The 25,284-nt window shown below is 70.6% G+C and carries 26 protein-coding genes and 2 pseudogenes; 19 read left to right on the forward strand and 9 right to left on the reverse strand.

Annotated elements, in window-relative coordinates; genetic code table 11:
* Positions 1-80 precede the first annotated feature (80 nt).
* The 12 genes from glyA to ACSP97_RS24235 all read left to right on the forward strand — a co-directional run bounded on the left by glyA (position 81) and on the right by ACSP97_RS24235 (position 11,505).
* Positions 81-1,319, forward strand: coding sequence for a serine hydroxymethyltransferase (gene glyA, locus ACSP97_RS24180; RefSeq protein ID WP_355153735.1), 1,239 nt, complete (start codon positions 81-83; stop codon positions 1,317-1,319).
* A 170-nt stretch (positions 1,320-1,489) separates the two neighbouring features.
* Positions 1,490-2,827, forward strand: a complete 1,338-nt coding sequence (locus ACSP97_RS24185) for an MraY family glycosyltransferase (protein WP_440554220.1) — start codon at positions 1,490-1,492, stop codon at positions 2,825-2,827.
* Positions 2,828-3,128: 301 nt separating this feature from the next.
* Positions 3,129-3,569, forward strand: a complete 441-nt coding sequence (locus tag ACSP97_RS24190; RefSeq protein ID WP_355153731.1) for a hypothetical protein — start codon at positions 3,129-3,131, stop codon at positions 3,567-3,569.
* 210 nt (positions 3,570-3,779) lie between these two features.
* Positions 3,780-4,616 carry a F0F1 ATP synthase subunit A gene (gene atpB, locus ACSP97_RS24195; RefSeq protein WP_070027824.1) on the forward strand — a complete coding sequence of 279 codons (837 nt, stop codon included), beginning with the start codon at positions 3,780-3,782 and terminating at the stop codon, positions 4,614-4,616.
* A 72-nt stretch (positions 4,617-4,688) separates the two neighbouring features.
* Positions 4,689-4,937 (forward strand): hypothetical protein, encoded by a 249-nt coding sequence (locus ACSP97_RS24200; RefSeq protein WP_070027822.1) that lies wholly within the window; start codon positions 4,689-4,691, stop codon positions 4,935-4,937.
* Positions 4,938-4,974: 37 nt separating this feature from the next.
* A complete protein-coding gene (locus tag ACSP97_RS24205; RefSeq protein WP_070027820.1) occupies positions 4,975-5,520 on the forward strand; it encodes a F0F1 ATP synthase subunit B in 546 nt (181 codons plus the stop codon).
* Positions 5,517-6,332, forward strand: coding sequence for a F0F1 ATP synthase subunit delta (locus tag ACSP97_RS24210; RefSeq protein WP_358295042.1), 816 nt, complete (start codon positions 5,517-5,519; stop codon positions 6,330-6,332). The genes ACSP97_RS24205 and ACSP97_RS24210 overlap by 4 nt, the downstream gene beginning before the upstream one ends.
* 148 nt (positions 6,333-6,480) lie before the next feature.
* Positions 6,481-8,073 (forward strand): F0F1 ATP synthase subunit alpha, encoded by a 1,593-nt coding sequence (gene atpA, locus ACSP97_RS24215; RefSeq protein WP_070027816.1) that lies wholly within the window; start codon positions 6,481-6,483, stop codon positions 8,071-8,073.
* 21 nt (positions 8,074-8,094) lie between these two features.
* Complete coding sequence (locus tag ACSP97_RS24220) at positions 8,095-9,012, forward strand: F0F1 ATP synthase subunit gamma (protein WP_355153726.1); 918 nt, start codon at positions 8,095-8,097, stop codon at positions 9,010-9,012.
* Positions 9,013-10,449 carry a F0F1 ATP synthase subunit beta gene (gene atpD / locus ACSP97_RS24225; RefSeq protein WP_355153724.1) on the forward strand — a complete coding sequence of 479 codons (1,437 nt, stop codon included), beginning with the start codon at positions 9,013-9,015 and terminating at the stop codon, positions 10,447-10,449.
* 110 nt (positions 10,450-10,559) lie between these two features.
* The gene (locus ACSP97_RS24230; RefSeq protein ID WP_070027808.1) at positions 10,560-10,934 is read left to right on the forward strand and encodes a F0F1 ATP synthase subunit epsilon; all 375 of its coding nucleotides are present in this window, start codon (positions 10,560-10,562) and stop codon (positions 10,932-10,934) included.
* 124 nt (positions 10,935-11,058) lie between these two features.
* A complete protein-coding gene (locus tag ACSP97_RS24235) occupies positions 11,059-11,505 on the forward strand; it encodes a DUF2550 domain-containing protein (protein WP_355153723.1) in 447 nt (148 codons plus the stop codon).
* A gap of 59 nt (positions 11,506-11,564) precedes the next feature.
* On the opposite strand, the gene ACSP97_RS24240 is transcribed toward ACSP97_RS24235, so the two are convergent.
* The 4 genes from ACSP97_RS24240 to ACSP97_RS24255 all read right to left on the reverse strand — a co-directional run bounded on the left by ACSP97_RS24240 (position 11,565) and on the right by ACSP97_RS24255 (position 15,769).
* A complete protein-coding gene (locus ACSP97_RS24240) occupies positions 11,565-13,406 on the reverse strand; it encodes a glycoside hydrolase family 18 chitinase (RefSeq protein WP_355153721.1) in 1,842 nt (613 codons plus the stop codon).
* Positions 13,407-13,631: 225 nt separating this feature from the next.
* The gene (locus tag ACSP97_RS24245) at positions 13,632-14,204 is read right to left on the reverse strand and encodes a cob(I)yrinic acid a,c-diamide adenosyltransferase (RefSeq protein ID WP_440554225.1); all 573 of its coding nucleotides are present in this window, start codon (positions 14,202-14,204) and stop codon (positions 13,632-13,634) included.
* A gap of 13 nt (positions 14,205-14,217) precedes the next feature.
* The gene (locus tag ACSP97_RS24250; RefSeq protein WP_440554227.1) at positions 14,218-14,967 is read right to left on the reverse strand and encodes an ABC transporter permease; all 750 of its coding nucleotides are present in this window, start codon (positions 14,965-14,967) and stop codon (positions 14,218-14,220) included.
* Positions 14,968-14,986: 19 nt separating this feature from the next.
* Positions 14,987-15,769 (reverse strand): ABC transporter ATP-binding protein, encoded by a 783-nt coding sequence (locus ACSP97_RS24255; protein WP_440554229.1) that lies wholly within the window; start codon positions 15,767-15,769, stop codon positions 14,987-14,989.
* Positions 15,770-15,849: 80 nt separating this feature from the next.
* Between ACSP97_RS24255 and ACSP97_RS24260 the strand changes: the two genes are divergently transcribed.
* Positions 15,850-16,500 (forward strand): TetR/AcrR family transcriptional regulator, encoded by a 651-nt coding sequence (locus ACSP97_RS24260; RefSeq protein ID WP_355326040.1) that lies wholly within the window; start codon positions 15,850-15,852, stop codon positions 16,498-16,500.
* Between the two features lie 148 nt (positions 16,501-16,648).
* On the opposite strand, the pseudogene ACSP97_RS24265 reads toward ACSP97_RS24260, so the two are convergent.
* Together ACSP97_RS24265 and ACSP97_RS24270 are read right to left on the reverse strand one after the other, a co-directional pair.
* Positions 16,649-16,777, reverse strand: a pseudogene (locus tag ACSP97_RS24265) (DUF397 domain-containing protein); the annotation flags it as partial.
* Positions 16,753-16,968: pseudogene (locus tag ACSP97_RS24270) on the reverse strand (Scr1 family TA system antitoxin-like transcriptional regulator); the annotation flags it as partial. The pseudogenes ACSP97_RS24270 and ACSP97_RS24265, both read right to left, overlap by 25 nt.
* Before the next feature lie 337 nt (positions 16,969-17,305).
* Here ACSP97_RS24270 and ACSP97_RS24275 point away from each other — a divergent pair.
* The 3 genes from ACSP97_RS24275 (at position 17,306) to ACSP97_RS24285 (ending at position 21,377) form a co-directional block, all read left to right on the forward strand.
* A complete protein-coding gene (locus tag ACSP97_RS24275; protein ID WP_355153710.1) occupies positions 17,306-18,154 on the forward strand; it encodes a 3-hydroxyacyl-CoA dehydrogenase family protein in 849 nt (282 codons plus the stop codon).
* 191 nt (positions 18,155-18,345) lie between these two features.
* A complete protein-coding gene (locus ACSP97_RS24280) occupies positions 18,346-18,669 on the forward strand; it encodes an STAS domain-containing protein (RefSeq protein ID WP_355153708.1) in 324 nt (107 codons plus the stop codon).
* A gap of 296 nt (positions 18,670-18,965) precedes the next feature.
* Positions 18,966-21,377, forward strand: coding sequence for an ATP-binding protein (locus tag ACSP97_RS24285; protein ID WP_440554232.1), 2,412 nt, complete (start codon positions 18,966-18,968; stop codon positions 21,375-21,377).
* 44 nt (positions 21,378-21,421) lie between these two features.
* On the opposite strand, the gene ACSP97_RS24290 is transcribed toward ACSP97_RS24285, so the two are convergent.
* Positions 21,422-21,673, reverse strand: coding sequence for a hypothetical protein (locus ACSP97_RS24290; protein WP_440554234.1), 252 nt, complete (start codon positions 21,671-21,673; stop codon positions 21,422-21,424).
* Here ACSP97_RS24290 and ACSP97_RS24295 point away from each other — a divergent pair.
* Positions 21,666-22,070 (forward strand): hypothetical protein, encoded by a 405-nt coding sequence (locus ACSP97_RS24295; RefSeq protein WP_440554236.1) that lies wholly within the window; start codon positions 21,666-21,668, stop codon positions 22,068-22,070. The genes ACSP97_RS24290 and ACSP97_RS24295 overlap by 8 nt on opposite strands.
* A gap of 135 nt (positions 22,071-22,205) precedes the next feature.
* Here ACSP97_RS24295 and nucS read toward each other — a convergent pair whose 3' ends face one another.
* Complete coding sequence (nucS, locus tag ACSP97_RS24300; protein ID WP_180329391.1) at positions 22,206-22,877, reverse strand: endonuclease NucS; 672 nt, start codon at positions 22,875-22,877, stop codon at positions 22,206-22,208.
* A gap of 285 nt (positions 22,878-23,162) precedes the next feature.
* Here nucS and ACSP97_RS24305 point away from each other — a divergent pair, with 285 nt between their 5' ends.
* Entirely contained in the window at positions 23,163-23,555 is a 393-nt protein-coding gene (locus tag ACSP97_RS24305) for an SCO5389 family protein (protein WP_355153701.1), read from the forward strand.
* A gap of 122 nt (positions 23,556-23,677) precedes the next feature.
* Here ACSP97_RS24305 and ACSP97_RS24310 read toward each other — a convergent pair whose 3' ends face one another.
* On the reverse strand, positions 23,678-24,706 hold the full coding sequence (locus tag ACSP97_RS24310; RefSeq protein WP_440554239.1) for an LLM class flavin-dependent oxidoreductase: 1,029 nt from the start codon (positions 24,704-24,706) through the stop codon (positions 23,678-23,680).
* A 230-nt stretch (positions 24,707-24,936) separates the two neighbouring features.
* Between ACSP97_RS24310 and ACSP97_RS24315 the strand changes: the two genes are divergently transcribed.
* Positions 24,937-25,269, forward strand: a complete 333-nt coding sequence (locus ACSP97_RS24315; RefSeq protein WP_070027779.1) for an ATP/GTP-binding protein — start codon at positions 24,937-24,939, stop codon at positions 25,267-25,269.
* Positions 25,270-25,284 lie beyond the last annotated feature (15 nt).

The raw sequence follows: 25,284 nt of genomic DNA on the forward strand, positions 1-25,284 counted from the left end.
GCCCGTCCGTCATGTCGGGCGCCGCGCACGTCCCCGGCCTACATTGGGGATACGTCACCCCCGACCGCCCGGAGTCCGTCATGTCGGTCACCATCCCGTACGAGGCCGATGTGCTGCGGGCACAGGACCCGGAACTGGCCGAGATCCTCGCGGGGGAGCTGCGGCGCCAGTCGACGTCGTTGCAGCTGATCGCCGCCGAGAACTTCACCTCGCCGGCGGTGCTCGCCGCGCTCGGCTCACCGCTCGCCAACAAGTACGCCGAGGGGTACCCGGGCGCCCGGCACCACGGCGGCTGCGAGCTCGTGGACATGGCCGAGCGGCTCGCCGTGGAGCGGGCCAAGGCGCTGTTCGGCGCCCGGCACGCCAATGTGCAGGCGCACTCGGGCTCCTCGGCCGTCCTCGCGGCGTACGCGGCGCTGCTGCGCCCCGGCGACACCGTGCTGGCGCTCGGACTGCCGTACGGCGGTCATCTCACCCATGGCTCGCCGGCCAACTTCTCCGGCCGCTGGTTCGACTTCGTCGCGTACGGCGTCGATGCCGAGACCGGGCTGATCGACCACGACCAGGTGCGCCACCTGGCGCGCAACCACCGGCCGAAGGCGATCGTGTGCGGGTCGATCGCCTACCCGCGCCATCTCGACTACGCCTTCTTCCGCGAGGTCGCCGACGAGGTCGGCGCCTATCTGATCGCGGACGCCGCGCACCCGATCGGCCTGGTCGCCGGCGGCGCGGCGCCGAACCCGGTGCCGTACGCGGACCTGGTGTGCGCGACCACCCACAAGGTGCTGCGCGGCCCGCGCGGCGGCATGATCCTGTGCGGCGGCGAGCTGGCCGAACGGGTGGACCGGGCGGTGTTCCCGTTCACGCAGGGCGGGGCGCAGATGCACACCATCGCCGCGAAGGCCGTCGCGTTCGGCGAGGCGGCCACCCCGGCGTTCGCCGGGTACGCCCGCCAGGTGGTCGCGAACGCGCGGGCGCTGGCCGCCCGGCTGGCCGCCGAGGGCTTCGCCGTCACCACGGGCGGCACGGACACCCATCTGATCACCGTCGATCCGGCGCCGCTCGGCGCGGACGGCCGTACCGCCCGCGGCCGGCTCGCCGCCGCCGGGATCGTCCTGGACTGCTGCGCGCTGCCGCACGGCGACGGCCGGGGCCTGCGCCTGGGCACGGCCGCGGTGACCACCCAGGGCATGGGGGAGGCGGAGATGGCGCGGATCGGGGAGCTGGCGGCCGCGGTGGTGCGCGGCCGGGCGGAGCCGGCCGGGGCGCGGGCCGAGGTGCGCGAGCTGACCGGCGCGTTTCCGCCGTATCCCGGCTGACCGGCGCGATCGCACCCGTCGAGGGCAGGCGCGAACCAGGACACGGCACCGGCACGGCGGCGGGCACGGCGAGGTGTGCAACCATCCTGGCTACCCGCAAGTCCCCATCCGTATACGCCCGCCGCTAGGCTGTGGGGCTGTGATGGCCAGCGAGACCTGTGGGGAAGCCCGTGCGTGAATACCTGCTGACGCTCTGCATCACGGCCGCGGTGACGTACCTGCTGACCGGACCGGTACGGAAGTTCGCGATCGTGGCGGGGGCGATGCCGGAGATCCGGGCGCGGGACGTGCACCGGGAACCCACTCCGCGTCTCGGCGGGATCGCGATGTTCTTCGGACTGTGCGCCGGCCTGCTGGCCGCCGACCACCTGTCCAGCCTGAACTGGGTCTTCGAGAAGTCCAACGAGCCCCGGGCGCTGCTGTCCGGCGCCGCGCTGATCTGGCTGATCGGCGTCCTGGACGACAAGTTCGAGATCGACGCCCTGATCAAGCTCGGCGGCCAGATGATCGCCGCCGGCGTCATGGTCATGCAGGGTCTGACGATCCTGTGGCTGCCCATCCCCGGCGTCGGCAACGTGGCGCTGACCCAGTGGCAGGGCACGCTGCTGACCGTCGCGCTCGTGGTCATCACCATCAACGCGGTGAACTTCGTGGACGGCCTGGACGGTTTGGCGGCCGGCATGGTGTGCATCGCGGCGGCGGCGTTCTTCCTGTACGCCTACCGCGTCTGGGTCTCCTACGGCATCGAGGCCGCCGCCCCCGCCACGCTGTTCGCGGCCATCCTGATGGGCATGTGCCTGGGCTTCCTGCCGCACAACATGCATCCGGCCCGGATCTTCATGGGCGACTCCGGGTCGATGCTGATCGGCCTGGTGCTCGCGGCCGGCGCCATCTCGATCACGGGTCAGGTGGACCCGGACGTGATGAACCTGTTCTCCGGTTCCGAGCGCGAGACCGTCCACCAGATGGTGCCGGTCTACATCCCGCTGCTGATGCCGCTGACGATCATCGCCGTGCCCGCCGCCGACCTGGTGCTGGCGATCGTGCGCCGCACCTGGCGGGGCCAGTCGCCGTTCGCCGCCGACCGCGGGCACCTGCACCACCGGCTGCTGGAGATCGGCCACTCGCACAGCCGCGCGGTGCTGATCATGTACTTCTGGTCGGCGCTGATCGCCTTCGGGGCGCTGGCGTACTCGGTGAACTCCGCGTCGATGTGGATCGTGCTGGGTGTGGTGTTCCTCAGCGCGGTGGGCCTGGTGCTCCTGCTGCTGCCGCGCTTCACGCCGCGGGTGCCGGTCTGGGCGCAGCGCTTCGTGCCGCCCCGGTACCGCCGCCGCGCGGTCACCGGCACGGAAGCGGAGGCGTCGTCGGCGACCGCGGAGGACGCGGCGGACGGGGCCGGCGAGGCGCCGGGGAGCGAGGAGCGGGACCCGGTCACGGCTGGGGTGTCCGGCGTCAACGGAGCGACCGCTATCGGCACCCATGGGCGTTTTCTCGATCGTTCCTGAGACGGTCAAGGTAAGAATCTGACGAGAGCATTGCCAAGTCGTGGGGGAGCGAAAGCCCCTAATACCAGACAAAGGGCTTCGATTTTTGCGCAGACGTGCAGGGTCACTCTCATGTGTGACAGTAAGCACACCTACCAGGTAAAGACCTCATCAAATAGTTTGTGATACGGTTCACGAGAACCCCGGATAGAGCCGAAGGACCGTAGTGCGACGGTCCATTGGTGTGAGGTCTCGATCACTCAGCCCGGGACTACGCTCGTCCATGACGACACCTGCCCCCTGTGAAAGCGGAGTTGCCGCCATGCCGTCTTCTGACGCCCGGATCCTTGCTCAGGCCGCCGTGCCCACGGCTGTCGTCGGCGCGCTCGCCGCCGTCGTCAGCGGTGTGGTCGCGGGCGGCAAGGGCGCGATCGGGGCCGTCGTCGCCACGGTGGTCGTGATCCTGTTCATGGGGCTCGGTCTCTACGTGCTCCAGCGCACCGCCAAGTCATTTCCGCAGCTGTTCCAGATGATGGGGCTGATGCTCTACGCGGCTCAGCTGCTGCTGCTGGTCATCTTCGTCGCCCTGTTCAAGAACACCACGCTCTTCAACCCGCGTGCCTTCGCCATCACGCTTGTGGTCGCCACCCTCGCGTGGATCGCCGCGCAGACGCGTGCGCACATGAAGGCCAAGACCCTCTACGTCGATCCCGACGCCTCGTCCCCGGGCGGAAAGTCCGAGAAGACAGGGCGCTCGTCGTGAGAGGTAGGGCCGGGATAAAGGCGCAGGAGACATGCTGCTATCGTCCGGTGCCAACTGCGGCATCGCGGGCGCGGGCATCTCGGCTGACGCCTGTTCGATCGCGAGGCGAGATGCCCCCCAGCCGCCCCCACATCCGTAACACCAGTCCCGTGCCGACCCGCGGTTGCACGCCGCGCCGACACAACGAGGTTGCCGTACCTATGCGCCACGATGAAGGAGCCCGCGGTGAGTGCTGATCCGTCGCAGACGCTCGCTTTCGACACGAGCTGTCACCTGTTCGACGGGTGCGGCTTCCCGGCTCCGGGCCTGCACTCGTTCCTGTTCAAGCCGCTCTTCGGCGACGCGGACAGCAACTTGTACTTCAACAAGACGATGCTGCTGGCGCTCCTCGGTTCCATCATCATCGTGGGCTTCTTCTGGGCCGCCTTCGCCAAGCCGAAGATCGTCCCGGGCAAGCTCCAGCTGGTGGCCGAAGCCGGTTACGACTTCGTGCGCCGCGGCGTCGTCTTCGAGACGATCGGCAAGAAGGAGGGCGAGAAGTACGTCCCCCTGGTCGTCTCGCTGTTCTTCTTCGTCTGGATGATGAACCTCTGGTCGATCATCCCGGTCGCCCAGTTCCCGGTGACGGCGATCATCGCCTACCCCGCCGGGCTGGCCCTGGTCGTCTACATCCTCTGGGTCTCGCTGACGTTCAAGCGACACGGCTTCGTCGGCGCGTTCAAGAACTTCACCGGCTACGACAAGACGCTCGGCCCGGTCCTCCCGCTGTCGATGACCATCGAGTTCTTCTCGAACCTGCTCGTGCGGCCCTTCACCCACGCCGTCCGACTGTTCGCGAACATGTTCGCCGGCCACACCCTGCTGCTGCTCTTCACGATCGCCAGCTGGTACATGCTCAACGGCATCGGCATCGCCTACTCCGCCGTCTCGTTCGTGATGGTCATCGTCATGACGGCCTTCGAGCTCTTCATCCAGGCTGTCCAGGCGTACGTCTTCGTACTGCTGACCTGCAGCTACATCCAGGGCGCGCTCGCCGAGCACCACTGAGCCTCCCGACCACCCACCCAGACATCCGGTGGCCAACCCCCACCGGTCTTTGAAAGAGAAGGAAGAACCGGCATGTCCGCTCTCGAAACCCTTGCCGCCGGCGTCCAGATCAAGGGCAACCTCGGCTCCATCGGTTACGGCCTCGCCGCCATCGGCCCGGGCGTCGGCGTCGGCATCATCTTCGGTAACGGTACGCAGGCCCTCGCCCGCCAGCCCGAGGCGGCCGGTCTGATCCGCGCCAACCAGATCCTCGGCTTCGCCTTCTGTGAGGCGCTCGCCCTGATCGGTCTGGTCATGCCGTTCGTCTACCCGACCTCCTGACCCGACCGCCTCGCACCAATAGACGAAAGGCACTGATATGAGCCCCCTGGTTCAGCTGGCGGCTGAGGAGGCCGAGAACCCCCTCCTTCCGCCGATCCCAGAGCTCGTCATCGGCCTGATCGCTTTCGTCATCGTCTTCGGCTTCCTCGCCAAGAAGCTCCTCCCGAACATCAACAAGGTTCTGGAAGAGCGCCGCGAGGCCATCGAGGGCGGTATCGAAAAGGCCGAGGCTGCGCAGACCGAGGCCCAGAGCGTCCTTGAGCAGTACAAGGCGCAGCTCGCCGAGGCTCGGCACGAGGCCGCGCGGCTGCGCCAGGAGGCGCAGGAGCAGGGTGCCGCCCTCATCGCCGAGATGCGGGCCGAGGGCCAGCGGCAGCGTGAGGAGATCGTCGCCGCCGGTCACGCCCAGATCGAGGCCGACCGCAAGGCCGCCGCGTCCGCGCTGCGCCAGGACGTCGGCAAGCTCGCCACCGACCTGGCCGGCAAGCTCGTCGGCGAGTCCCTCGAGGACCACGCCCGCCAGAGCCGTGTGATCGACCGTTTCCTCGACGAGCTTGAGGAGAAGGCCGAGGCCGCGCGATGAACGGAGCGAGCCGCGAGGCCCTGGCAGCCGCACGGGAGCGCCTTGACACGCTGACGGACTCCACGTCCGTGGACGCGGTCACGCTCGCCGACGAGCTGGCGGCCGTCACCGCGCTGCTCGACCGCGAGGCCGGCCTGCGCCGGGTTGTCACCGACCCGGCGCAGTCCGGAGAGGCCAAGGCGGAGTTGGTCCAGCGCCTGCTCGGCGCCCAGGTCAGCGGTACCGCCGCCGACCTGGTGGCCGGCATGGCCCGCGCCCGCTGGTCGCAGCCCCGCGACCTGGTGGACGCGCTGGAAGAGCTGGCGGACATCGCCGACCTCACCGCCGCGGAGAAGCGCGGCAACCTCGACGAGGTCGAGGACGAGCTGTTCCGGTTCGGCCGGATCGTCTCCTCCAGCACCGAGCTGCGCGCCGCCCTGACCGACCGCTCCGCGGACGGCCGGGCCAAGACCGAGCTGCTGCACCGGCTGCTCGGCGGACGGGCCAAGCCCGCCACCGAGCGACTGGTCGTGCGCCTCGTGACCGCGCCGCGTGGTCGTAGCCTGGAAGCGGGACTGGAGTCCCTGTCCAAGCTGGCCGCCGAGCGCCGGGACCGCATGGTCGCCGTCGTCACCTCCGCGGTACCGCTGAGCGACACCCAGAAGCAGCGCCTCGGCGCCGCCCTCGGCAAGCTCTACGGCCGCCGCATGCACCTCAACCTGGACGTGGACCCCGACGTCGTAGGCGGAATGCGCGTGCAGGTCGGTGACGAGGTCATCAACGGTTCGCTCGCGGACCGCCTGGACGAGGCCGCCCGCCGCATGGCGAGCTAGCCACGCAGCAGCAAGTCGACAGACCGAGAAAAGCAGTACGTACTTACGGCCCTGGTTGGGCCGTGCAGAGGATTCACCTCCTGTTGGGGGGAGTCCCCATCCCCCCAAAGTGAAACTTCGGGCCCAACAAGGAGAGCAGGGAACCCAGATGGCGGAGCTCACGATCCGGCCGGAGGAGATCCGGGACGCGCTGGAGAACTTCGTCCAGTCGTACAAGCCGGACGCGGCCTCGCGCGAGGAGGTCGGTACGGTCACCCTTGCCGGCGACGGCATCGCGAAGATCGAGGGTCTTCCCTCGGCCATGGCCAACGAACTGCTGAAGTTCGAGGACGGCACCCTCGGCCTCGCCCTCAACCTCGAGGAGCGCGAGATCGGTGCCATCGTCCTCGGCGAGTTCAGCGGTGTCGAGGAGGGCCAGCCGGTCACGCGTACCGGCGAGGTGCTCTCCGTCGCGGTCGGCGAGGGCTACCTCGGCCGTGTTGTCGACCCGCTCGGCAACCCGATCGACGGCCTCGGCGAGATCGAGACGTCCGGCCGCCGCGCCCTCGAGCTGCAGGCCCCCACGGTCATGCAGCGCAAGTCGGTGCACGAGCCGATGGAGACCGGCTACAAGGCCGTCGACGCGATGACCCCGATCGGCCGTGGTCAGCGCCAGCTGATCATCGGTGACCGCCAGACCGGCAAGACCGCCCTGGCCGTCGACACCATCATCAACCAGCGCGACAACTGGCGCACCGGCGACCCGAAGAAGCAGGTCCGCTGCATCTACGTCGCCATCGGCCAGAAGGGCTCCACCATCGCCGGCGTGCGCCGCGCGCTGGAGGAGAACGGCGCCCTGGAGTACACGACCATCGTCGCCGCCCCGGCGTCCGACCCGGCCGGCTTCAAGTACCTGGCGCCGTACACCGGTTCGGCCATCGGTCAGCAGTGGATGTACGAGGGCAAGCACGTCCTCATCATCTTCGACGACCTGTCCAAGCAGGCCGACGCCTACCGCGCCGTGTCCCTGCTGCTGCGCCGCCCGCCGGGCCGTGAGGCCTACCCGGGTGACGTCTTCTACCTGCACTCCCGCCTCCTGGAGCGCTGCGCGAAGCTCTCCGACGAGATGGGTGCCGGTTCGATGACCGGTCTGCCGATCGTCGAGACCAAGGCCAACGACGTCTCGGCGTTCATCCCGACCAACGTCATCTCCATCACCGACGGCCAGTGCTTCCTGGAGTCGGACCTGTTCAACGCCGGTCAGCGTCCCGCGCTGAACGTCGGTATCTCGGTCTCCCGAGTCGGTGGCTCCGCCCAGCACAAGGCGATGCGCCAGGTCTCCGGCCGCCTGCGTGTGGACCTCGCCCAGTTCCGTGAGCTGGAGGCGTTCGCCGCCTTCGGTTCCGACCTGGACGCGGCCTCCAAGGCCCAGCTGGAGCGCGGTCAGCGCATGGTCGAGCTGCTGAAGCAGGACCAGTACCAGCCGATGGCCACCGAGGACCAGGTCGTCTCCGTGTGGGCCGGTACCAACGGCCGTATGGACGACGTGCCGGTCGCCGACATCCGCCGCTTCGAGAAGGAACTGATCGACTTCCTGCACCGGAAGCACCAGGGCCTGATGACCTCCATCAAGGAGGGCGCCAAGATGTCGGACGACACGATCCAGGCGATCGACGACGCGGTGGCCGAGTTCAAGAAGCAGTTCGAGACCTCGGACGGCAAGCTGCTCGGCGAGGACACTCCTGCCGCTGCCGCCAAGTGACGTAAGGAAGGGACCTGACTCATGGGAGCCCAGCTCCGGGTCTACAAGCGTCGCATCCGATCCGTCAGCGCGACCAAGAAGATCACCAAGGCGATGGAGATGATCGCCGCCTCGCGTGTCGTCAAGGCACAGCGCAAGGTGGCGGCCTCCACGCCGTACGCGACCGAGCTGACGCGCGCGGTCACGGCGGTCGGTACGGGGTCGAACACCAAGCACCCGCTCACCACGGAGGCCGAGACCCCGACCCGTGCCGCGGTCCTGCTCCTCACGAGCGACCGCGGTCTGGCCGGCGCCTTCAACTCCAACGCCATCAAGGCCGCGGAGCAGCTGACCGAGCGCCTGGAGCGCGAGGGCAGGCAGGTCGACACGTACATCGTCGGCCGGCGCGGTGTCGCCCACTACAACTTCCGTGAGCGCAAGGTCGCGGAGTCGTGGACGGGCTTCACCGACGAGCCGTCGTACGCGGACGCCAAGAAGGTGGCGGCGCCCCTGATCGAGGCCATCGAGAAGGACACGGCCGAGGGCGGCGTGGACGAACTCCACATCGTCTTCACCGAGTTCGTCTCGATGATGACGCAGACCGCGCTGGACGCACGGCTGCTTCCGCTGCGCCTCGAAGAGGTCGCCGAGGAGACGAAGCACGAGGGCGAGATCCTCCCGCTCTACGACTTCGAGCCCTCGGCGGAGGACGTCCTCGACGCCCTCCTGCCGCGCTACGTGGAGAGCCGGATCTACAACGCGCTGCTCCAGTCGGCCGCCTCCAAGCACGCCGCCACGCGGCGCGCGATGAAGTCGGCCACCGACAACGCGGGCGAGCTGATCAACACGCTGTCCCGCCTTGCCAACGCGGCCCGCCAGGCCGAAATCACCCAGGAAATCAGCGAGATCGTCGGTGGCGCGAGCGCCCTGGCCGACGCGACCGCGGGGAGTGACCGATAAATGACCACCACTGTTGAGACCGCGACGGCTACGGGCCGCGTCGCCCGGGTCATCGGCCCGGTCGTCGACGTGGAGTTCCCCGTCGACGCGATGCCGGACATCTACCAGGCGCTGCACGTCGAGGTGGCCGACCCGGCCAACGCCGGCGAGAAGAAGACGCTGACCCTGGAGGTCGCCCAGCACCTGGGTGACGGCCTGGTCCGCACCATCTCCATGCAGCCCACCGACGGCCTGGTCCGCCAGGCCCCGGTCGTCGACACCGGCGCGCCGATCTCGGTGCCGGTCGGCGACTTCACCAAGGGCAAGGTGTTCAACACCCTCGGTGAGGTGCTGAACGTCGATGAGCAGTACGAGGGCGAGCGCTGGCCGATCCACCGCAAGGCCCCGAACTTCGACGAGCTCGAGTCGAAGACCGAGATGTTCGAGACGGGCGTCAAGGTCATCGACCTGCTCACCCCGTACGTCAAGGGCGGCAAGATCGGCCTGTTCGGCGGCGCCGGCGTCGGCAAGACGGTGCTCATCCAGGAGATGATCTACCGTGTCGCCAACAACCACGACGGTGTCTCCGTGTTCGCCGGTGTCGGTGAGCGCACCCGTGAGGGCAACGACCTCATCGAGGAGATGACCGACTCGGGCGTCATCGACAAGACCGCGCTGGTCTTCGGTCAGATGGACGAGCCCCCGGGCACCCGTCTGCGCGTCGCGCTGGCCGGCCTCACCATGGCCGAGTACTTCCGTGACGTCCAGAAGCAGGACGTGCTGTTCTTCATCGACAACATCTTCCGCTTCACGCAGGCCGGTTCCGAGGTCTCCACCCTGCTCGGCCGTATGCCGTCCGCGGTGGGTTACCAGCCGAACCTGGCCGACGAGATGGGCCTCCTCCAGGAGCGCATCACCTCGACCCGCGGTCACTCGATCACCTCGATGCAGGCGATCTACGTCCCCGCGGACGACCTGACCGACCCGGCCCCGGCGACCACCTTCGCCCACCTCGACGCGACGACGGTTCTCTCCCGTCCGATCTCCGAGAAGGGCATCTACCCGGCCGTGGACCCGCTGGACTCCACGTCCCGGATCCTGGACCCGCGGTACATCTCCGCGGACCACTACAACGCGGCCATGCGCGTGAAGAACATCCTGCAGAAGTACAAGGACCTCCAGGACATCATCGCGATCCTCGGTATCGACGAGCTCGGCGAGGAGGACAAGCTCGTCGTCCACCGTGCCCGTCGCGTGGAGCGCTTCCTGTCCCAGAACACCCACGTCGCCAAGCAGTTCACCGGCGTGGACGGTTCGGACGTGCCGCTGGACGAGTCGATCGCCGCGTTCAACGCGATCTGCGACGGCGAGTACGACCACTTCCCGGAGCAGGCGTTCTTCATGTGCGGTGGTCTTGAGGACCTCAAGGCCAACGCCAAGGAGCTGGGCGTCTCCTGAGCCCCGTGCTCGTGTGAGGGGGCGGGCGCGTCCCGCCCCCTCCGCAACGCCCACTAGAATTGACCCCAACACCCGGCGCCCCTGCCGGGTGGTGACCCGAGGAGCCACCCTTGGCTGCTGAGCTGCACGTCGAGCTGGTCGCCGCGGACCGCCAGGTCTGGTCCGGCGAGGCCACCCTGGTCGTCGCGCGCACCACCTCCGGCGACATCGGCGTCATGCCCGGTCACCAGCCGCTGCTCGGTGTGCTGGAGTCGGGCCCGGTGACCATCCGTACGAGTGACGGCGGCACGGTCGTCGCCGCGGTGCACGGCGGTTTCGTCTCGTTCGCGGACAACAAGCTGTCGCTGCTGGCCGAGGTCGCCGAGCTGTCGGACGAGATCGATGTCCAGCGCACCGAGCGGGAGCTCGAACGCGCGAAGGCGGAGGGCGATGCCGCCGCCGAGCGCCGTGCGGACGTCCGGCTTCGTGCGGCGACGGCGCGCTGACACCGCGCACCGTGTGATGACGTAACCTCAGCCGCGGCTGGGACCTCGGGGTCCCGGTCGCGGCTGAGGCAGATCCGGGTGTTTTTTCCGTTCCGTTACCTAGGAGACGAGGAGGTCGGTGCCGATGGTCCTCGCTCTGACTGTGTGCGGGATCGTGGTCGCGCTCGTGGTGCTGGGGCTGTTCCTGTTCGGCCTGCGGCGCCGGCTGATCCAGCGTTCGGGCGGGACCTTCGACTGTTCGCTGCGCTGGGACGTGGCCGACAGGCCGGATGCCGGTGGCAAAGGGTGGAGCTACGGCGTCGCCCGCTACAACGGTGACCGGATCGAGTGGTACCGGGTCTTCTCCTACGCCGTGCGCCCCCGCCGGGTGCTGGAACGCGCCCTGATCGAGGTGGCCGGACGCCGGCTGCCGGAGGGCGAGGAGGAACTGGCGCTGCTGTCCGACGCGGTGGTCCTCGCCTGTATCCACCAGGGCACGCGCCTGGAGCTCGCCATGAGCGAGGACGCGCTGACCGGATTCCTTGCGTGGCTGGAGGCAGCGCCGCCCGGCCAGCGGGTGAACGTGGCGTAACCGCATCGCCCCTCTCCCGGACGCCGGGAGAGGGACGATGTCGTGCGGAGCCGTCCGGCTCAGAGGTTGCTGCTGATGGCGTTCACCAGTTCGCCGTCGCTGGTGTCGCCGCTGAACTCCCAGAAGAACGCGCCGCCCAGGCCCTGGGTCTTGGCCCAGCTCATCTTCCCGGCGATGGTCGACGGGGTGTCGTACGACCACCAGTTGCTGCCGCAGTGGGCGTACGCGGTGCCCGCGATGGTGCCGGTGACCGGGCAGGACGACTTGAGCACCTTGTAGTCCTCGATGCCCTGCTCGTAGGTGCCGTTCGCCGGGCCCGTGGCCGTGCCGCCCGGGGCGTCCTGGGTGACGCCGGTCCAGCCGCGGCCGTAGAAGCCGATGCCGATGAGCAGCTTGGAGGCGGGCACGCCGGCCGCCTTGTACTTGGCGATCGCGTCGGCGGTGGTGAAGCCGGCCTGCGGGATGCCGCTGTACGAGGTGAGCGGGGAGTGCGGGGCGGTGGGGCCCTTCGCGTCCCAGGCGCCGAAGAAGTCGTACGTCATCACGTTGTACCAGTCGAGGTACTGGGCGGCGCCCGCGTAGTCGGCGGCGTCGACCTTGCCGCCGTTGGAGCCGTCGGCGGAGACCGCGGCGGTCACCAGCTTGTTGGTGCCGAACTTGGCGCGCAGCGCGGCCACCACGTTCTTGAGGGCCGCGGGACCGCTGGTGTCACAGGTCAGGCCGCAGGCGTTGGGGTACTCCCAGTCGATGTCGATGCCGTCGAAGACATCGGCCCAGCGCGGGTCGTTGACCAGGTCGTAGCAGGACTGGGCGAAGGCCGCCGGGTTCTTGGCCGCGTCGGCGAAGCCGCCGGACCAGGTCCAGCCGCCGAAGGACCAGATCACCTTGAGGTTCGGGTACTTGGCCTTCAGCTCGCGCAGCTGGTTGAAGTTGCCGCGCAGCGGCTGGTCCCAGGTGTCGGCCACGCCGTTGACGGCCTGGTCGGCGGTGAACGCCTTGTCGTAGTCGGCGTAGGAGTCGCCGACGGCGCACTTGCCGCCGGTGACGTTGCCGAAGGCGTAGTTGATGTGGGTGATCTTGGCGGCGGAGCCGGAGGTCACCAGGTTCTTCACGTTGTAGTTGCGGGCGTAGATGCCCCAGTCCGTGAAGTACCCCATCTTGATCTTGCCGCTGGTCGGCGGGGGAGTGGTGCCGCCGCCCCCGGTGGTGTGCACGGCGACCGCGGCGCTGACCGGACCGGTCTGGCCGGCGGTGTCACGGGCCTGCACCGAGTAGGAGTAGTCGGTGCCGGCGGTGAGACCGGTGTCGGTGTACGAGGTGCCGGTCACGGTGGCGACGACCTTGCCGTCGCGCAGCACGTCGTAGTTCTTGACGCCCTTGTCGTCGGTGGCCGCGCCCCAGGTCAGCTTGACCGAGGTGTCGGTGATGCCGGAGGCGGTCGGGGTACCGGGGGCGCTCGGGGCGGCGTCGCCCGGGACCGAGGTGCCGTCACAGCTGTCACCGTTGAGGGTGCAGTTGCTCGGGGAGCCGGGGCCGGAGCCGTTGAAGCCGAAGCTGACGGAGGCGCCGGGGGCGAGGGTGCCGTTGTAGGACTTGTTCTTCGCCGTCCAGTGGTTGCCGGAGTTGGTGACGTCGGCGTCCCAGGCGGAGGTGACGGACGTGCCGGAGGGGAAGTCCCACTGGATGGTCCAGGAGCTGATGCTGGCGGTGCCGGAGTTCTTGATGGTCCACTGACCGCCGAACCCGGTGCCCCAGTCGCTGGACTTGGTGAAGCTGGCGGTGACGCCGCCGGCCGCCGTGGCGTCGCTCGCGGCCGGGGCGGGGCTCGCGAGAGAGACCAGTCCGGCCAGGGGGAGTATCAGGGTCGCGAGTCCTGCCGCGGCTCTGTGTCTGAAGCGCACGCTGCGCCTCCCTTGTCGGTGGGGGTGAAAGGGGGGCATGACTGAGCCTTCATGCCCACGGTGCCCCGAGGGTAGAAAGGTCTGGACCACGGGTCAATAGGTCTGGACCAATCTGGCGGTGGTGCGCCTAAACCCCCAACTCGCCTGTCAGGACGGCCGCTTGGACTCGGCCGTGCAGCGCCGGCTTGCCCGGCAACCGGCTGACGTGGGACTTGTCCGTGCCCGTCAGCGTTCGCCGCCGGGCACCCAGAGCACGTCGCCGGTGGCCTTGTTGGCGATGCGGGCCAGGATGAAGAGGAGATCGGAGAGGCGGTTGAGGTAGGTGGCGGTGAGCGGGTTCATGAGGTCGCCGTGCACCTCCAGGGCCGCCCAGGTGGAGCGCTCGGCGCGGCGCACGACGGTGCAGGCCTGGTGGAGCAGGGCGGCGCCGGGGGTGCCGCCGGGCAGGATGAAGGAGCGCAGCTTCTCCAGCTGCTCGTTGAAGCGGTCGCAGTCCGCCTCCAGCCGGTCGATGTAGAACTGCTCGACCCGCAGCGGCGGGTACTCCGGGTTCTCCGCCACCGGGGTCGAGAGGTCCGCGCCCACGTCGAACAGGTCGTTCTGCACGCGGGTGAGGACGGCGACGACCTCCTCGTCCAGGCCCCCCAGGGCGATCGCGGTGCCGATCACCGCGTTGGCCTCGTTGCTGTCCGCGTACGCGGAGATCCTGAGGTCCGTCTTGGGCACCCGGCTCATGTCGCCGAGGTTGGTGGTGCCCTTGTCGCCGGTCCGGGTGTAGATGCGCGTCAGATTGACCATGTGCCCAGCGTAATTACGCCCCGGCCGTCCGGAACACCCGTGTGCCCGCCGTCACGGCCAGTGCCGCGAAGCCTACGGCGACCAGGACGCCGTAGAGCATGTGCGTGGTGGCGTAGTGGCCGACGTAGGCGTCGCGCATCGCGTCCACCAGATAGCGGAACGGCACGAAGTGCGACAGCGCGTCGAGCCAGCCGGGGGCCAGGCTCATCGGGAGCATCAGTCCGGACAGCAGCATCGACGGCATGGACACCGCGTTGATCAGCGGGCCGAACTCCTGCGGGGTGCGGACCTTCATGGCCAGCGCGTACGACACCGAGGCCAGGGACAGCGTGAGCAGCGCGACGAACCCGAAGCCGATGAGCACGCCCGCCAGCGGTGCGCGCAGGCCCATCACCAGCGCGGCCAGCACCAGCAGCACCGCCTGGAACACGAACACCGTGGTGTCGCGCAGCACCCGGCCGAGCAGCAGGGCGAGCCGGCTGACCGGGGTGACCCGCATCCGTTCCACCACCCCCGCGGCGTTCTCCATGATGACCGTGAAGCCCGCGAACAGGGCGCCGAACAGGCCGAGTTGGAGCAGCAGGCCGGGTACGAGCACCTGCCAGGAGCTGCCCGCTCCGCCCAGCGGCAGACCGGTGAGCAGCGGGCCGAAGAAGAGCAGGTAGAGCAGCGGGGTGAGGACCCCGAAGAGGAGGGCGAAGCGGGAGCGCAGGGACTGGCGGAGGTAGCGGCCGTAGACGAGGGCCGTGTCGTGCAGCAGCATGCCGGGGGACTCCTGGGGGCTATACGGCGACGGGGGTGTCGTCGGCGGGGGCGGGGGCGCGGCCGGTGACGGCCAGGAAGGTGTCCTGGAGGGTGGCGTCCAGGGAGCCGCCGTACTCCAGCTTGAGCGCGGCGGGCGTGCCCTCGGCCGCGACCACGCCCCGGTCGACGATCACCAGCCGGTCGGCGAGGGCGTCGGCCTCGTCCAGGTAGTGGGTGGTCAGGAAGACGGTCGTGCCCTCGTCGCGCAGCCTGCGCACCAGGTCCCACAGATCGGCCCGGCTGCCGGGGTCGAGGCCGGTGGTCGGCTCGTCCAGGAACAGCACGGCGGGGCGGTGGGTGAGGGCCATCGCGATGTCCAGGCGCCGCCGCTGCCCGCCGGAGAGGGCGCCCGCCTTGCGGTCGAGCAGGCCGGTGAGGCCCAGGTCGCGGGCGAGTTCCCCGGTCCGTGCGACGGCGTCCGCCTTGGACAGCCGGTAGAACCGCCCCTGGGTGACCAGCTCCTCCCGCACGGTGATCTGCGGGTCGACGCCGCCCGCCTGGGCGACGTACCCGCAGGCACGCCGCACCCCGGCCGGGTCGCCCGCGAGGTCGTGCCCGGCGACGGTGGCCGTGCCGCCGGTCGGCTTCAAGAGGGTGGTGAGCATGCGCAGGGTGGTGGTCTTTCCGGCGCCGTTGGGGCCCAGGAAGCCGAGGATCTCGCCCTCGTAGACGGTGAGGTCGATGCCGCGCACGGCGTCGACGGGGCCGGCTTTCGTCCGGAAGGTGCGGGCGAGACGCGCCGCGCTGATGACTGCTGCCATGCCCACAGAAAAACAGAGTCCCTGAAAATTTGCAATCACTCCAAGTTTTCAGGAGGCCCAGCGAAGCTAGGATTGCGGGCATGGCCGAGGGACTCAGGGAGCGGAAGAAGCGGCAGACCAGGCAGTACATCTCGGATGTCGCCACGGGGCTGTTCGTCGAGCGGGGCTTCGACGCGGTGACGGTCGCGGAGATCGCCGACGCGGCGAACGTCTCCGTCAACACGGTCTACAACTACTTCCCCGCCAAGGAGGACCTGTTCTTCGACCGCTCCGCGGGGGTGGTGGACCGGCTGGCCCGCTGGGTCCGCGGCCGCCGCGAGGGGGAGTCGGCGGCGGCGGCCGTGCTGCGCGAACTGCGCGAGGAGGTCGAGGCGGTGTCCCCGCGGGTCGGTCTGCTCCCGGACTACGCGGTCTTCATGCGCGTCATCGAGGCAGCCCCGGCGCTGCGCTCGCGCCTGTGGGCCATCTCCCAGGAGGTGCAGGCCGCCCTCGAACAAGCCCTGCGCGAGGAGACCGGTGCGGCCGACGACGATGAACTGCCGTTGCTGATGGCCGGTCAGATCGGCTGGGTGCACGGCACGGTGATGGGGGTCATCGGCCGGGAGATGGTCAAGGGCCGGGCGCCCGCCGAGGTCTCGCGGGAGGTGCTGGCGCTGCTGGACGAGATGGAGGCGCTGCTGAGCGAGCGGGTGCTCGGGTACGCGGTGCGCGGGCAGCGGGCGGAGGGCTGAGGCCCGGCCGCCGGACACGGCCCCCGGCGCCGTCCCGCGAGGGCGGCGCCGGGGGCCTTTCCGTCAGACCGGCACCCCGCGCCCGACCGGCCCCGACGAAGGCCGCCCAGGCCGGGTCCGTGAAGAGGAGGACGGGGCCGTGGGGGTTCTTGCTGTCACGGACGGGGATGGCGGTGGGGTGGTTGTCGGAGACTTCGAGGCAGGCGCCGCCGTCGGGGTTGCTGTAGCTGCTCTTGCGCCACGTCACGCTGCTCAGGTCGAGGACTCGGGGTCGCATGGCACTTCCTCCAACATGCGCAGGATGAACTTCCGCGACTCGGCCGGGGGGAGCGCTTGGTCGCGCATGGCATCGTACGGACGTTGCAGGTGTTCAACTGCCCCGCTGTCTTCGATCAGTTCGCCGCGATGGGCGTTCTCCGTGTACGCCACCGTGCTGCCGTCCAGCAGGCGCAGGAACATCACGTCCGTGCGCCGGCTCACGCAGGGTCAGGCCCTTGGCGAGACGCAGCCGGCGCAGTTCCTCCGCGTACCGCCAACGAGGCTCCTGACTGCGGCCCGTGACCACTTTTCGCGGTGGCATGACACACCCCCGATGGGAAACGTAGCGATCTGACCACGCGGCGTATCGGCCGGGCCGCCGACAGGGGGACAAAATGCTTGACTCCACGAGGAATTGACGTGACCGGAGTCTCAGCCCCTGAGACAGTGACGCGCGTTACTTACCGTACTCAACCGGCCTCACGAGCGCTATCGTCCGCCGAAGAGGCACACGTCCAGCGGGTAACAGCGGGAAGAGGGAGTCGGAGTGGCAGGGAAGCTCGCCGTCATCGGGGCCGGTCTCATGGGGTCCGGTATCGCTCAGGTCGCCGCGCAGGCGGGCTGGGAGGTCGTCCTCCGCGATGTCACCGACGAGGCGCTCACGCGCGGCACCGACGCCATCAAGGCGTCGTACGACAAGTTCGTGAGCAAGGGCAAGCTGGAGGCGCACGACGCCGATGCCGCCCTCGGCCGGATCACCCCGACCACCGACCTGGACGCCGCCGCCGACGCGGACGTCGTGGTGGAGGCCGTCTTCGAGAAGCTGGAGGTCAAGCACGAGATCTTCCGCGCGCTCGACAAGATCGTGCGCGAGGACACCGTGCTCGCCTCCAACACCTCCGCCATCCCGATCACCAAGATCGCGGCGGCCACCGAGCGGCCCGAACGGGTCGTCGGCGTGCACTTCTTCTCGCCGGTGCCGATGATGAAGCTGGTCGAACTGGTCCGCGGGTACAAGACGAGCGACGAAGCCCTCGCCACCGCGCGGGAGTTCGCCGAGTCAGTCGGCAAGACCTGCATCGTGGTCAACCGGGACGTCGCGGGGTTCGTCACCACCCGCCTCATCTCCGCCCTCGTCGTGGAGGCCGTCAAGCTCTACGAGTCGGGCGTCGCCACCGCCGAGGACATCGACCTCGCCTGCAAGCTGGGCTTCGGCCACGCCATGGGCCCGCTCGCCACCACCGACCTGACCGGCGTGGACATCCTGCTGCACGCCACCGGCAACATCTACACCGAGACCCAGGACGAGAAGTTCGCCCCGCCGGAGCTGATGCGCCGGATGGTGGATGCCGGTGACATCGGCCGCAAGAGCGGGCAGGGCTTCTACACGTACTGAGCACGTACTGAGCAGGTACTGAGCGAGTACGAAAGCGGATCGTCACCGAATTCACCCCCAGAACATCACTCCCAGGGGTGAATTCGGTATCGGTTCGCTTACAAGCAGCAACCGCACCGCCACGCATTCAGTCAGACGGTGCACAGCATCGACACGGAGAACGCCACAACCGCACTCAACGGGGAGCGCATATGCACATCAGGGGCGACCACGCCGAGCTGGTCGTCGGGGGGCGCCTCGACGTCCGCAGCGCGGCGGACGCCCGTACGGCCCTGCACTCGGCCGTCGACCACGGAGCCGGCGACCTGGTGCTCGACCTGTCCGAACTGGACTCCTGGGACGCCACCGGACTCGGGGTGATCATGGGGGCCCACCGGCGGGCCGGCCGCTGCGGTCGCCGTCTGGTGCTGCGCGGCGTACCGCCGCAGATGCAGCGGCTGTTGGTGGCCACCCGGCTGCACCGCATCCTCGCCATCGAGGGCGGCATCGGCGTCGAATCGCTGCCGCGCGTCTGATCCCCCGGCCGGGGGTTCGAGGACGGTCCGAGGACGGTCCGAGGGCGGGACCCGGGGCGCAATCCGCGCCGGAACGTGACGTGTCGGACCGTACGGAGCAGCCCGCCGCGGGATAGGGCACCCCCGCCCTGTCGTGGATACTGGGCGAAGGTTTAGTGTTCCCTCGCCCGCCCGAGTCGCCCGCCTGACTCGCACCCCTCGACCGAGCGGGTCCGGACCGGAGCGACAGCGCGGTGCGCGGCAGACCGGGAGGGGCCGGATCACGAGCACACGACGCTTATGGGGGGCTTGAACCCATGGACCCGATCAGCAGCCCGGGACCCGAGGAGCACATGGCGGCGGGCAGCCGCCGTCCGCCCCGGGACTCCCTCATCGCCGACTTCGGCCCGGGCACGCCCGCGCCCGCCCGCACGGCGCACCTCGTCTCCGGCGACCTGCTGCTGACCGTCAACCCCGTGGACGGCAGCGAGATCGAGCCGTGCCCGCCGGCCGAGCGCCCCGGCAGCCCGCGCAAGCGCACCGCCGCCGAACGCGCCGAGGCCGAACGCGCGGCCAGGCCCCCGGTGCCACCCGGGCCCACCCGGCAGCCGCTGCCGCTGCTGGAACGCCAGGACGTGCGCGAGCGGCTGGTCCGGCTGCTCGCCCGGGGCCGCACCGTACGGCTGACCGGCCCGGGCGGCTCCGGCCGCACCGCCCTGCTCGACCTGGTCGCCGAGGACTGCCAGGACCTCGCGCCCGACGGCGTGGTGCGCCTGAACGGCTTCCAGCGCACCGCGGACGACCTGCTGCACGACCTCTTCCACACCGTCTACGACGCCCCCCGCCACCGCCCCGAACGCGCCGAACTGCGGGCACCGCTCGCGGAGATCGGCGCCGTCGTCGTGCTGGACGACCTCCAGTTCGGCGGCGCCGAACTCGACGAACTGCTGGACGCCACCCCCGAGTGCGCCTTCCTGCTCGCCGCCACCCCGGACGTGCCCGCGCCCTCCGCCGAAGCCGACGTCGAGGAGGTCTTCCTGGCCGGGCTCGACCGGGCCGGCGGAGTGGAGATCCTGGAACGCACCACCGGGCGGGTGCTCACCGAGGAAGAGGCCAACTGGGCGGGCGACCTCTGGTTCGAGTCCGAGGGACTGCCGCTGCGCTTCGTGCAGGCGGGCGCCCTGCTGCGGCAGCGCGACCAACTGCGCGCCGAGACCGGCGCGGTGGACGAGTACGGCGTCTTCCAGGACGTACGCCCCGTGGTCGGCCAGGGGCGGGACCTCGACGGCGCGGCCGTGCCGCTGCCCTCGCTCGGCGAGGCCGCCGCGCCCGCCCCGCTGCTCGCCTCCCGGCTCAGCGCCTCCGCCCGCGCGGCCCTGCGCTTCGCGGTCGCCCTCGGCGGCGAGGTCCCGCACCAGGCGCATCTGCCCGCGATGGTCGGCGACACCCACGCCGACGCGGCCCTCGGGGAACTGGCGGCCTGCGGGCTGGTCTCCCCGGTCGGCTCCCGCTACCGGCTCGCGGCCGGCGTCCAGACCCAGCTGGAGGCCGCCGGGTACGGCGACGACGCCCCGGAGCAGGCCCGTACCGCCGCCCAGCACTACGCCTGGTGGGCCGGGCACCCCTCGGTCACCCCGGAGCGGGTGGGCGCCGAGGCCGACGCGGTGCTCGCGGCGCTCGCGGCCGTGGTGCCGCCCGCCGAGGGCGAGGACGAGCACGCGGTGCGGCTCGCCCGCACGGCGGCGCCCGCCTTCGCGGCGGCCCTGCACTGGAGCGCCTGGGAACGGGCCCTGCGGTACGGCGCGGAGGCCTCGCTGCACACCGGCGAGGTGACCGAGCAGGCCTACTTCCACCACGAGCTGGGCGTCCTCGCGCTCTGCGCGGGCCGGCTCGACCGGGCCCGGACCGAACTGGAGACCTCCATCGGGCTGCGCGGCGCGCTCGCCGACAAGCGGGGCACCGTCGCCGGACGACGGGCCCTCGCGCTGGTCGCGGACCGGGCCGGGGAACTGCCCGGCGTGCCGGTACCCGTGGCGGCGGGGGAGCGGGAACCCGAGCCGCGCCGCGCGACGCCGCCCATCCCGGCCCCGGTCCCCGACACCCTGGTCACGCCCCAGGTGACCGCACCGCCCGTCCGGGGGCTCGGCATCCGCCGGCTCGCCCGCCGCAACATGGTCGCGGCCGGTTCCGGGGCACTGCTCGCGGCGGTGCTGGGCACCGTGGTGACGCTGGGCATGACGTCCCACGAGGGCGACGACAAGAACCCCGCCGGGCGGGCCGACGTCAACCCGTCGGCGAGCCAGGACGCCGGGGACTCCACGGTGGACGCCGACCCGGGCCAGGACCCCGGGACGCCCGCGCAGCCGCCCGCGGTCCGCCCCTCGGCCTCGGGCCCGGCGGACACGCACACCGGCACGAGCGCCCCGCCGCGGCCGTCCGTGTCCGACAGCGCGCCGGCCGACCCGAGCGAGACGGGAAGCACCGGCAGCGGGGGCACCTCCCCGAAGCCGACGCCGACCCCGACCAAGACGAAGCCGACGGACCCGCCGACCAAGCCGAGCACCCCGCCCGCCACCTCGTCCTCACCGGCCACCCCGCCCACCGACCCGACCCCCACGGACCCGTCCACGGACCCCACCGGCGACTCGATGGCACCGTTCACGAAGTCGGCGCCGGCACCCGGGCCCACCGAGGTGACGACGCCGACGGACCCGGACCCCACCCTGTAGGGACCCCGCGGCGAGCGGTGCGGCCGGCCCGGCCGGCCGACCGGTCAGGGGCGCCAACCGCCGTCCGGGAAGCGGACGGTGAAGGCGCCGGCGGAGAAGGAGAGGCCGAAGGCGATCGCCAGCCCCTCCCCGGCCGGACGAGGCGTGTCCTCCGCGAACATCGACGGCACCGAACGGCCGAGGGTGTTGGCGTGCTCGCGCAGCACCCGGTACGACGAGGCCACCTTCGCGTCGTGCGGGTCGACGCCGAACCCGGCGCACAGCGAGTCCGGGATGCGGGTGCTGCCGGTGTGCATCAGCAGCACCGACGCGTCCGCCGCCGGGCGGGGCGTCCCAGAACGGTGGTGCGGCGGTGTCCTCAAGGCCGGCGAGCCCCGGAAGGCGGCGGACCGGGTCATCGGCGCCATCGAGTGCGCCTGGTTCGGCGAGACGGCCCTGCTCGACGACGCCTCGCTGCCCCTCGCCGTCTTCGCCGGCCGCACCACGCCCCTGCGGCAGCTCGCCGAGGAGATCCTCACCTGCGCCTCCCGCCCCTGGCACGTGGTCCACCAGGGGGTCGGGGTGGAGGACATGGTGGGCGTGTGCCGGTCCGGGGTCGGTGTCAGCCTGCTGTTCGCCGCGGCCGAGGACCGCCGGCACCTGCCTGTCGTCCCGCGCGGGCGCCTGCCCGAGCCCGCCCGGCACCTGCCGTGATCCTCGCCGCGGGGGCGCGGCCGGCGCCCGCGCCGGCCGGCCAGGCGCGGGAGGCCGTCGAGGAGGCGATGAGCGACTACGTCTGCACGGCCCCGGAACCGGGCCACATGGCCAGGCGGGCGTCCTGAGCCGGTACTAGAACAGCCTCAGCTTGTCGTCCTCGATGCCGCGCAGGGCGTCGTAGTCCATGATGTGGCAGTCGATGCCGCGGTCGGTGGCGAGCACCCGGGCCTGGGGCTTGATCTCCTGCGCGGCGAAGATGCCGCGGACCGGGGCGAGGTGCGGGTCGCGGTTCAACAGGTCGAGATAGCGGGTGAGTTGCTCCACGCCGTCGATCTCGCCCCGCCGCTTGATCTCGATCGCGACCGTCTGCCCGCTCGCGTCCCGGCACAGGATGTCCACCGGGCCGATCGCCGTCATGTACTCGCGGCGGATGAGCGTGTAGCCCTCGCCGAGCGTCTCGATGCGGTCGGCGAGCAGCTCCTGGAGGTGCGCTTCCACGCCGTCCTTGATCAGGCCGGGGTCCACGCCCAGCTCGTGCGAGGAGTCGTGGAGGATCTCCTCCATCGTGATGATCAGTTTCTCGCCCGCCTTGTTGACGACGGTCCACACGCCCGCGTCCTCACCCGTGCCCTCCTTCAGCGTGCAGGGCGGCGACATCCAGTTGAGGGGCTTGTAGGCCCGGTCGTCGGCGTGGATGGAGACGCTGCCGTCCGCCTTGACCAGGATCAGGCGCGGCGCCGAGGGGAGGTGGGCGGTGAGCCGGCCGGCGTAGTCGACCGAGCACCGGGCAATGACGAGACGCATGGTCCGCAACGCTACTCGACACCCGTCGCCCCACGCGATTCGCCCGTCCCACCGGTTGCGGATCGCCCCGGTTGTCCCTGCTTTGTCCCTGGAAACTCTTGTTCGTCCTTGGCCGATTGTGGGCGCAACCCGACCGTTCCATATACCCATTCTGGTGGTGTCGTCACCGACCGTTGCCTACCGTAGGAACGGGAGGTCGCGGTCCATGTACTCAGCGTGTTTGACGGCCGAACTCCCTTTGTCCGTCCGGCAACCCCTGTTCCCGGGGGTGCGAGAGGAGAACCCATGTCGCTCGACGTCTCACCGGCCCTACTCGAAGCGGCCGAGCGAGGCGAAGTCGACGAAGCAGAATTCGTCGACTGCGTCCGGACCTCCCTGCCTTACGCGTGGGAGATGATCAGCTCCCTGGTGGCCCAGCTGAAGGTGGACGGCGGCCCCTTCGCCGACAACCAGACGCCGCCGCCGGACGAGCAGGCGCGCGGCCAGTTGCTGCGTGCGCTCGCCAGTGACGCCATCCGCGGCGCGCTGCAACGGCACTTCGGTGTGCGGCTCGCCTTCCAGAACTGCCACCGGGTGGCGGTGTTTCCGCTGGACCCCGCGGTGGACGAGAGGCTGGCCCGCTTCACCTCGGTGCGGGCCCAGCTGCTGAACCAGTCGCCGGAACTTCGGGACTGCTGACCCGCGGCTCCGGCACGTCCGGGGCAGCGCGTCGCCTGCTTGCCGCTCCACCCGCGGGAGGTGTATTCGGTGCTGGGGCGGCAAGCCCCCCAGGTGGCTTGCCCGTTGTTCACGTCCGCCGGTCAGCGCAGCCGGGGCAGCACCTCGGCGCCCAGGCGGCGCAGGGTGTCCTCGGTCGCCGCGAGATCGCCCGAGCCCTCGACCAGCAGGGCGAACCGGGAGATGCCCGTGCGCTCCGCGGTGGCCGCGAGCCGGTCGCCGGCGAGCCGCGGGGTGCCCACCGGGTGCAGCCCGCAGAGCAGTTCCGTGTAGGCGTGCGGATCGCGCATCGCGCGCCTGCGGCCGTCGACCGTCACATGCGCGTCGAGCCCCTGTTTCAGCCAACCCGGCATGGCCTTCAGCAGGGTCTCCACCGCGTCCTGCCGGCGGTCGGCGAGCTGGCAGACCCCGGCCGCGACATGTCCGGCGTCCGCGATCTCCTCGGGCGGCCGGCCCGCCGCGCGGGCGCAGCGCCGCCACAGGGCGACCATGTCGGCCTTCTCCTCGTCCCCCGCGTGCATCCCGAGCAGCATCGGCAGCCCGCGCTCGGCGGCCAGCCGGACGGTCGCCGGGGAGGTGCACGCGACGACGACCTCGGGGCCCGGGGCGTCGGTCAGCGCCTCCGAGGGGCGGGGTACGACGGGGACCTCGCGGAAGCTGAACCGCTCGCCGTGGGCCGCCACGGCCGGCTCGCGCAGCCAGCGCAGCAGCAGATCGAGCGACTCCGGGAACCCGTGTTCGTACGCGTCGAGTCCCTTGCCGAACACCTCCAGGTCCACCCAGGGGCCGCCGCGGCCCACCCCGAGGGTGAACCGCCCGCCGCTCGTCAGGTGCAGCAGCGCGGCCTGCTCGCCCAGGGCGACCGGGTGGGCGGTGGGCAGTACGCTGACCGCCGTGCCCACCCGGACGCGGCGGGTGCGGCCGAGCAGCAGGGCGGCCAGGGTGACGGCCGACGGACAGGTGCCGTACGGCACGAAGTGGTGCTCGGCCAGCCAGACCGAGTCCAGACCGGCCTCCTCGGCGACCTCCGCCGAGCGGACCGCCCGGTGCAGTGCCTCACCCTGACCCTGGCCCGGGAACTGGGCGCCCAGCACAAAGCTTCCTACGTACATCGCGTTTCCCGCTTCCTCGGCTCCGACCCGAGCTCCCCACGGGCATAACCGTCTGACACGTGCGCAGGACACGGCCTGGTGGGGTAATTGACGGATTGTCTGCAGAATCCGCCGTCCCGCAGGGGGAGTTGCACCGGTTGGCGCCCTTCGCGTACCCCCGTCGGCGGCGCGTAGGCTGGACGCAGACCTTACGCAGACCCTGCCTGCCGCCGAGCCCCGAGAGGTGTCCCGTGTCCCCGCGCCGCAACCGACCGAAGGCCGCCGGCTCGTCCGGCCCCAGCGCCGAGGACGACCGCACCGGCCGGTACGGCGGCTTCCAGTCCACGGAGCACTGGCAGGGCGAGGAGTGGAGCGTGCGCCATGTCGCGGGCGCGAGCGCCGAGGGCAAGACGTACCGCTGCCCCGGTTGCGACCAGCTGATCCCCTCCGCCGTCCCGCACGTGGTCGCCTGGCCCGACCACGCGGGCGTCGACGACCGCCGCCACTGGCACAAGGCCTGCTGGAACGCGAAGGACCGCCGCACCACCCGGGTGCAGCGGTCCCGTAACGCGCCGAGGTTCTAGCGTTCCACCGGGCGG

The sequence above is a fragment of the Streptomyces sp. SCPE 10 genome, from assembly GCF_051980735.1.
In the GTDB taxonomy this organism is placed as follows: Bacteria; Actinomycetota; Actinomycetes; order Streptomycetales; family Streptomycetaceae; genus Streptomyces; species Streptomyces misionensis.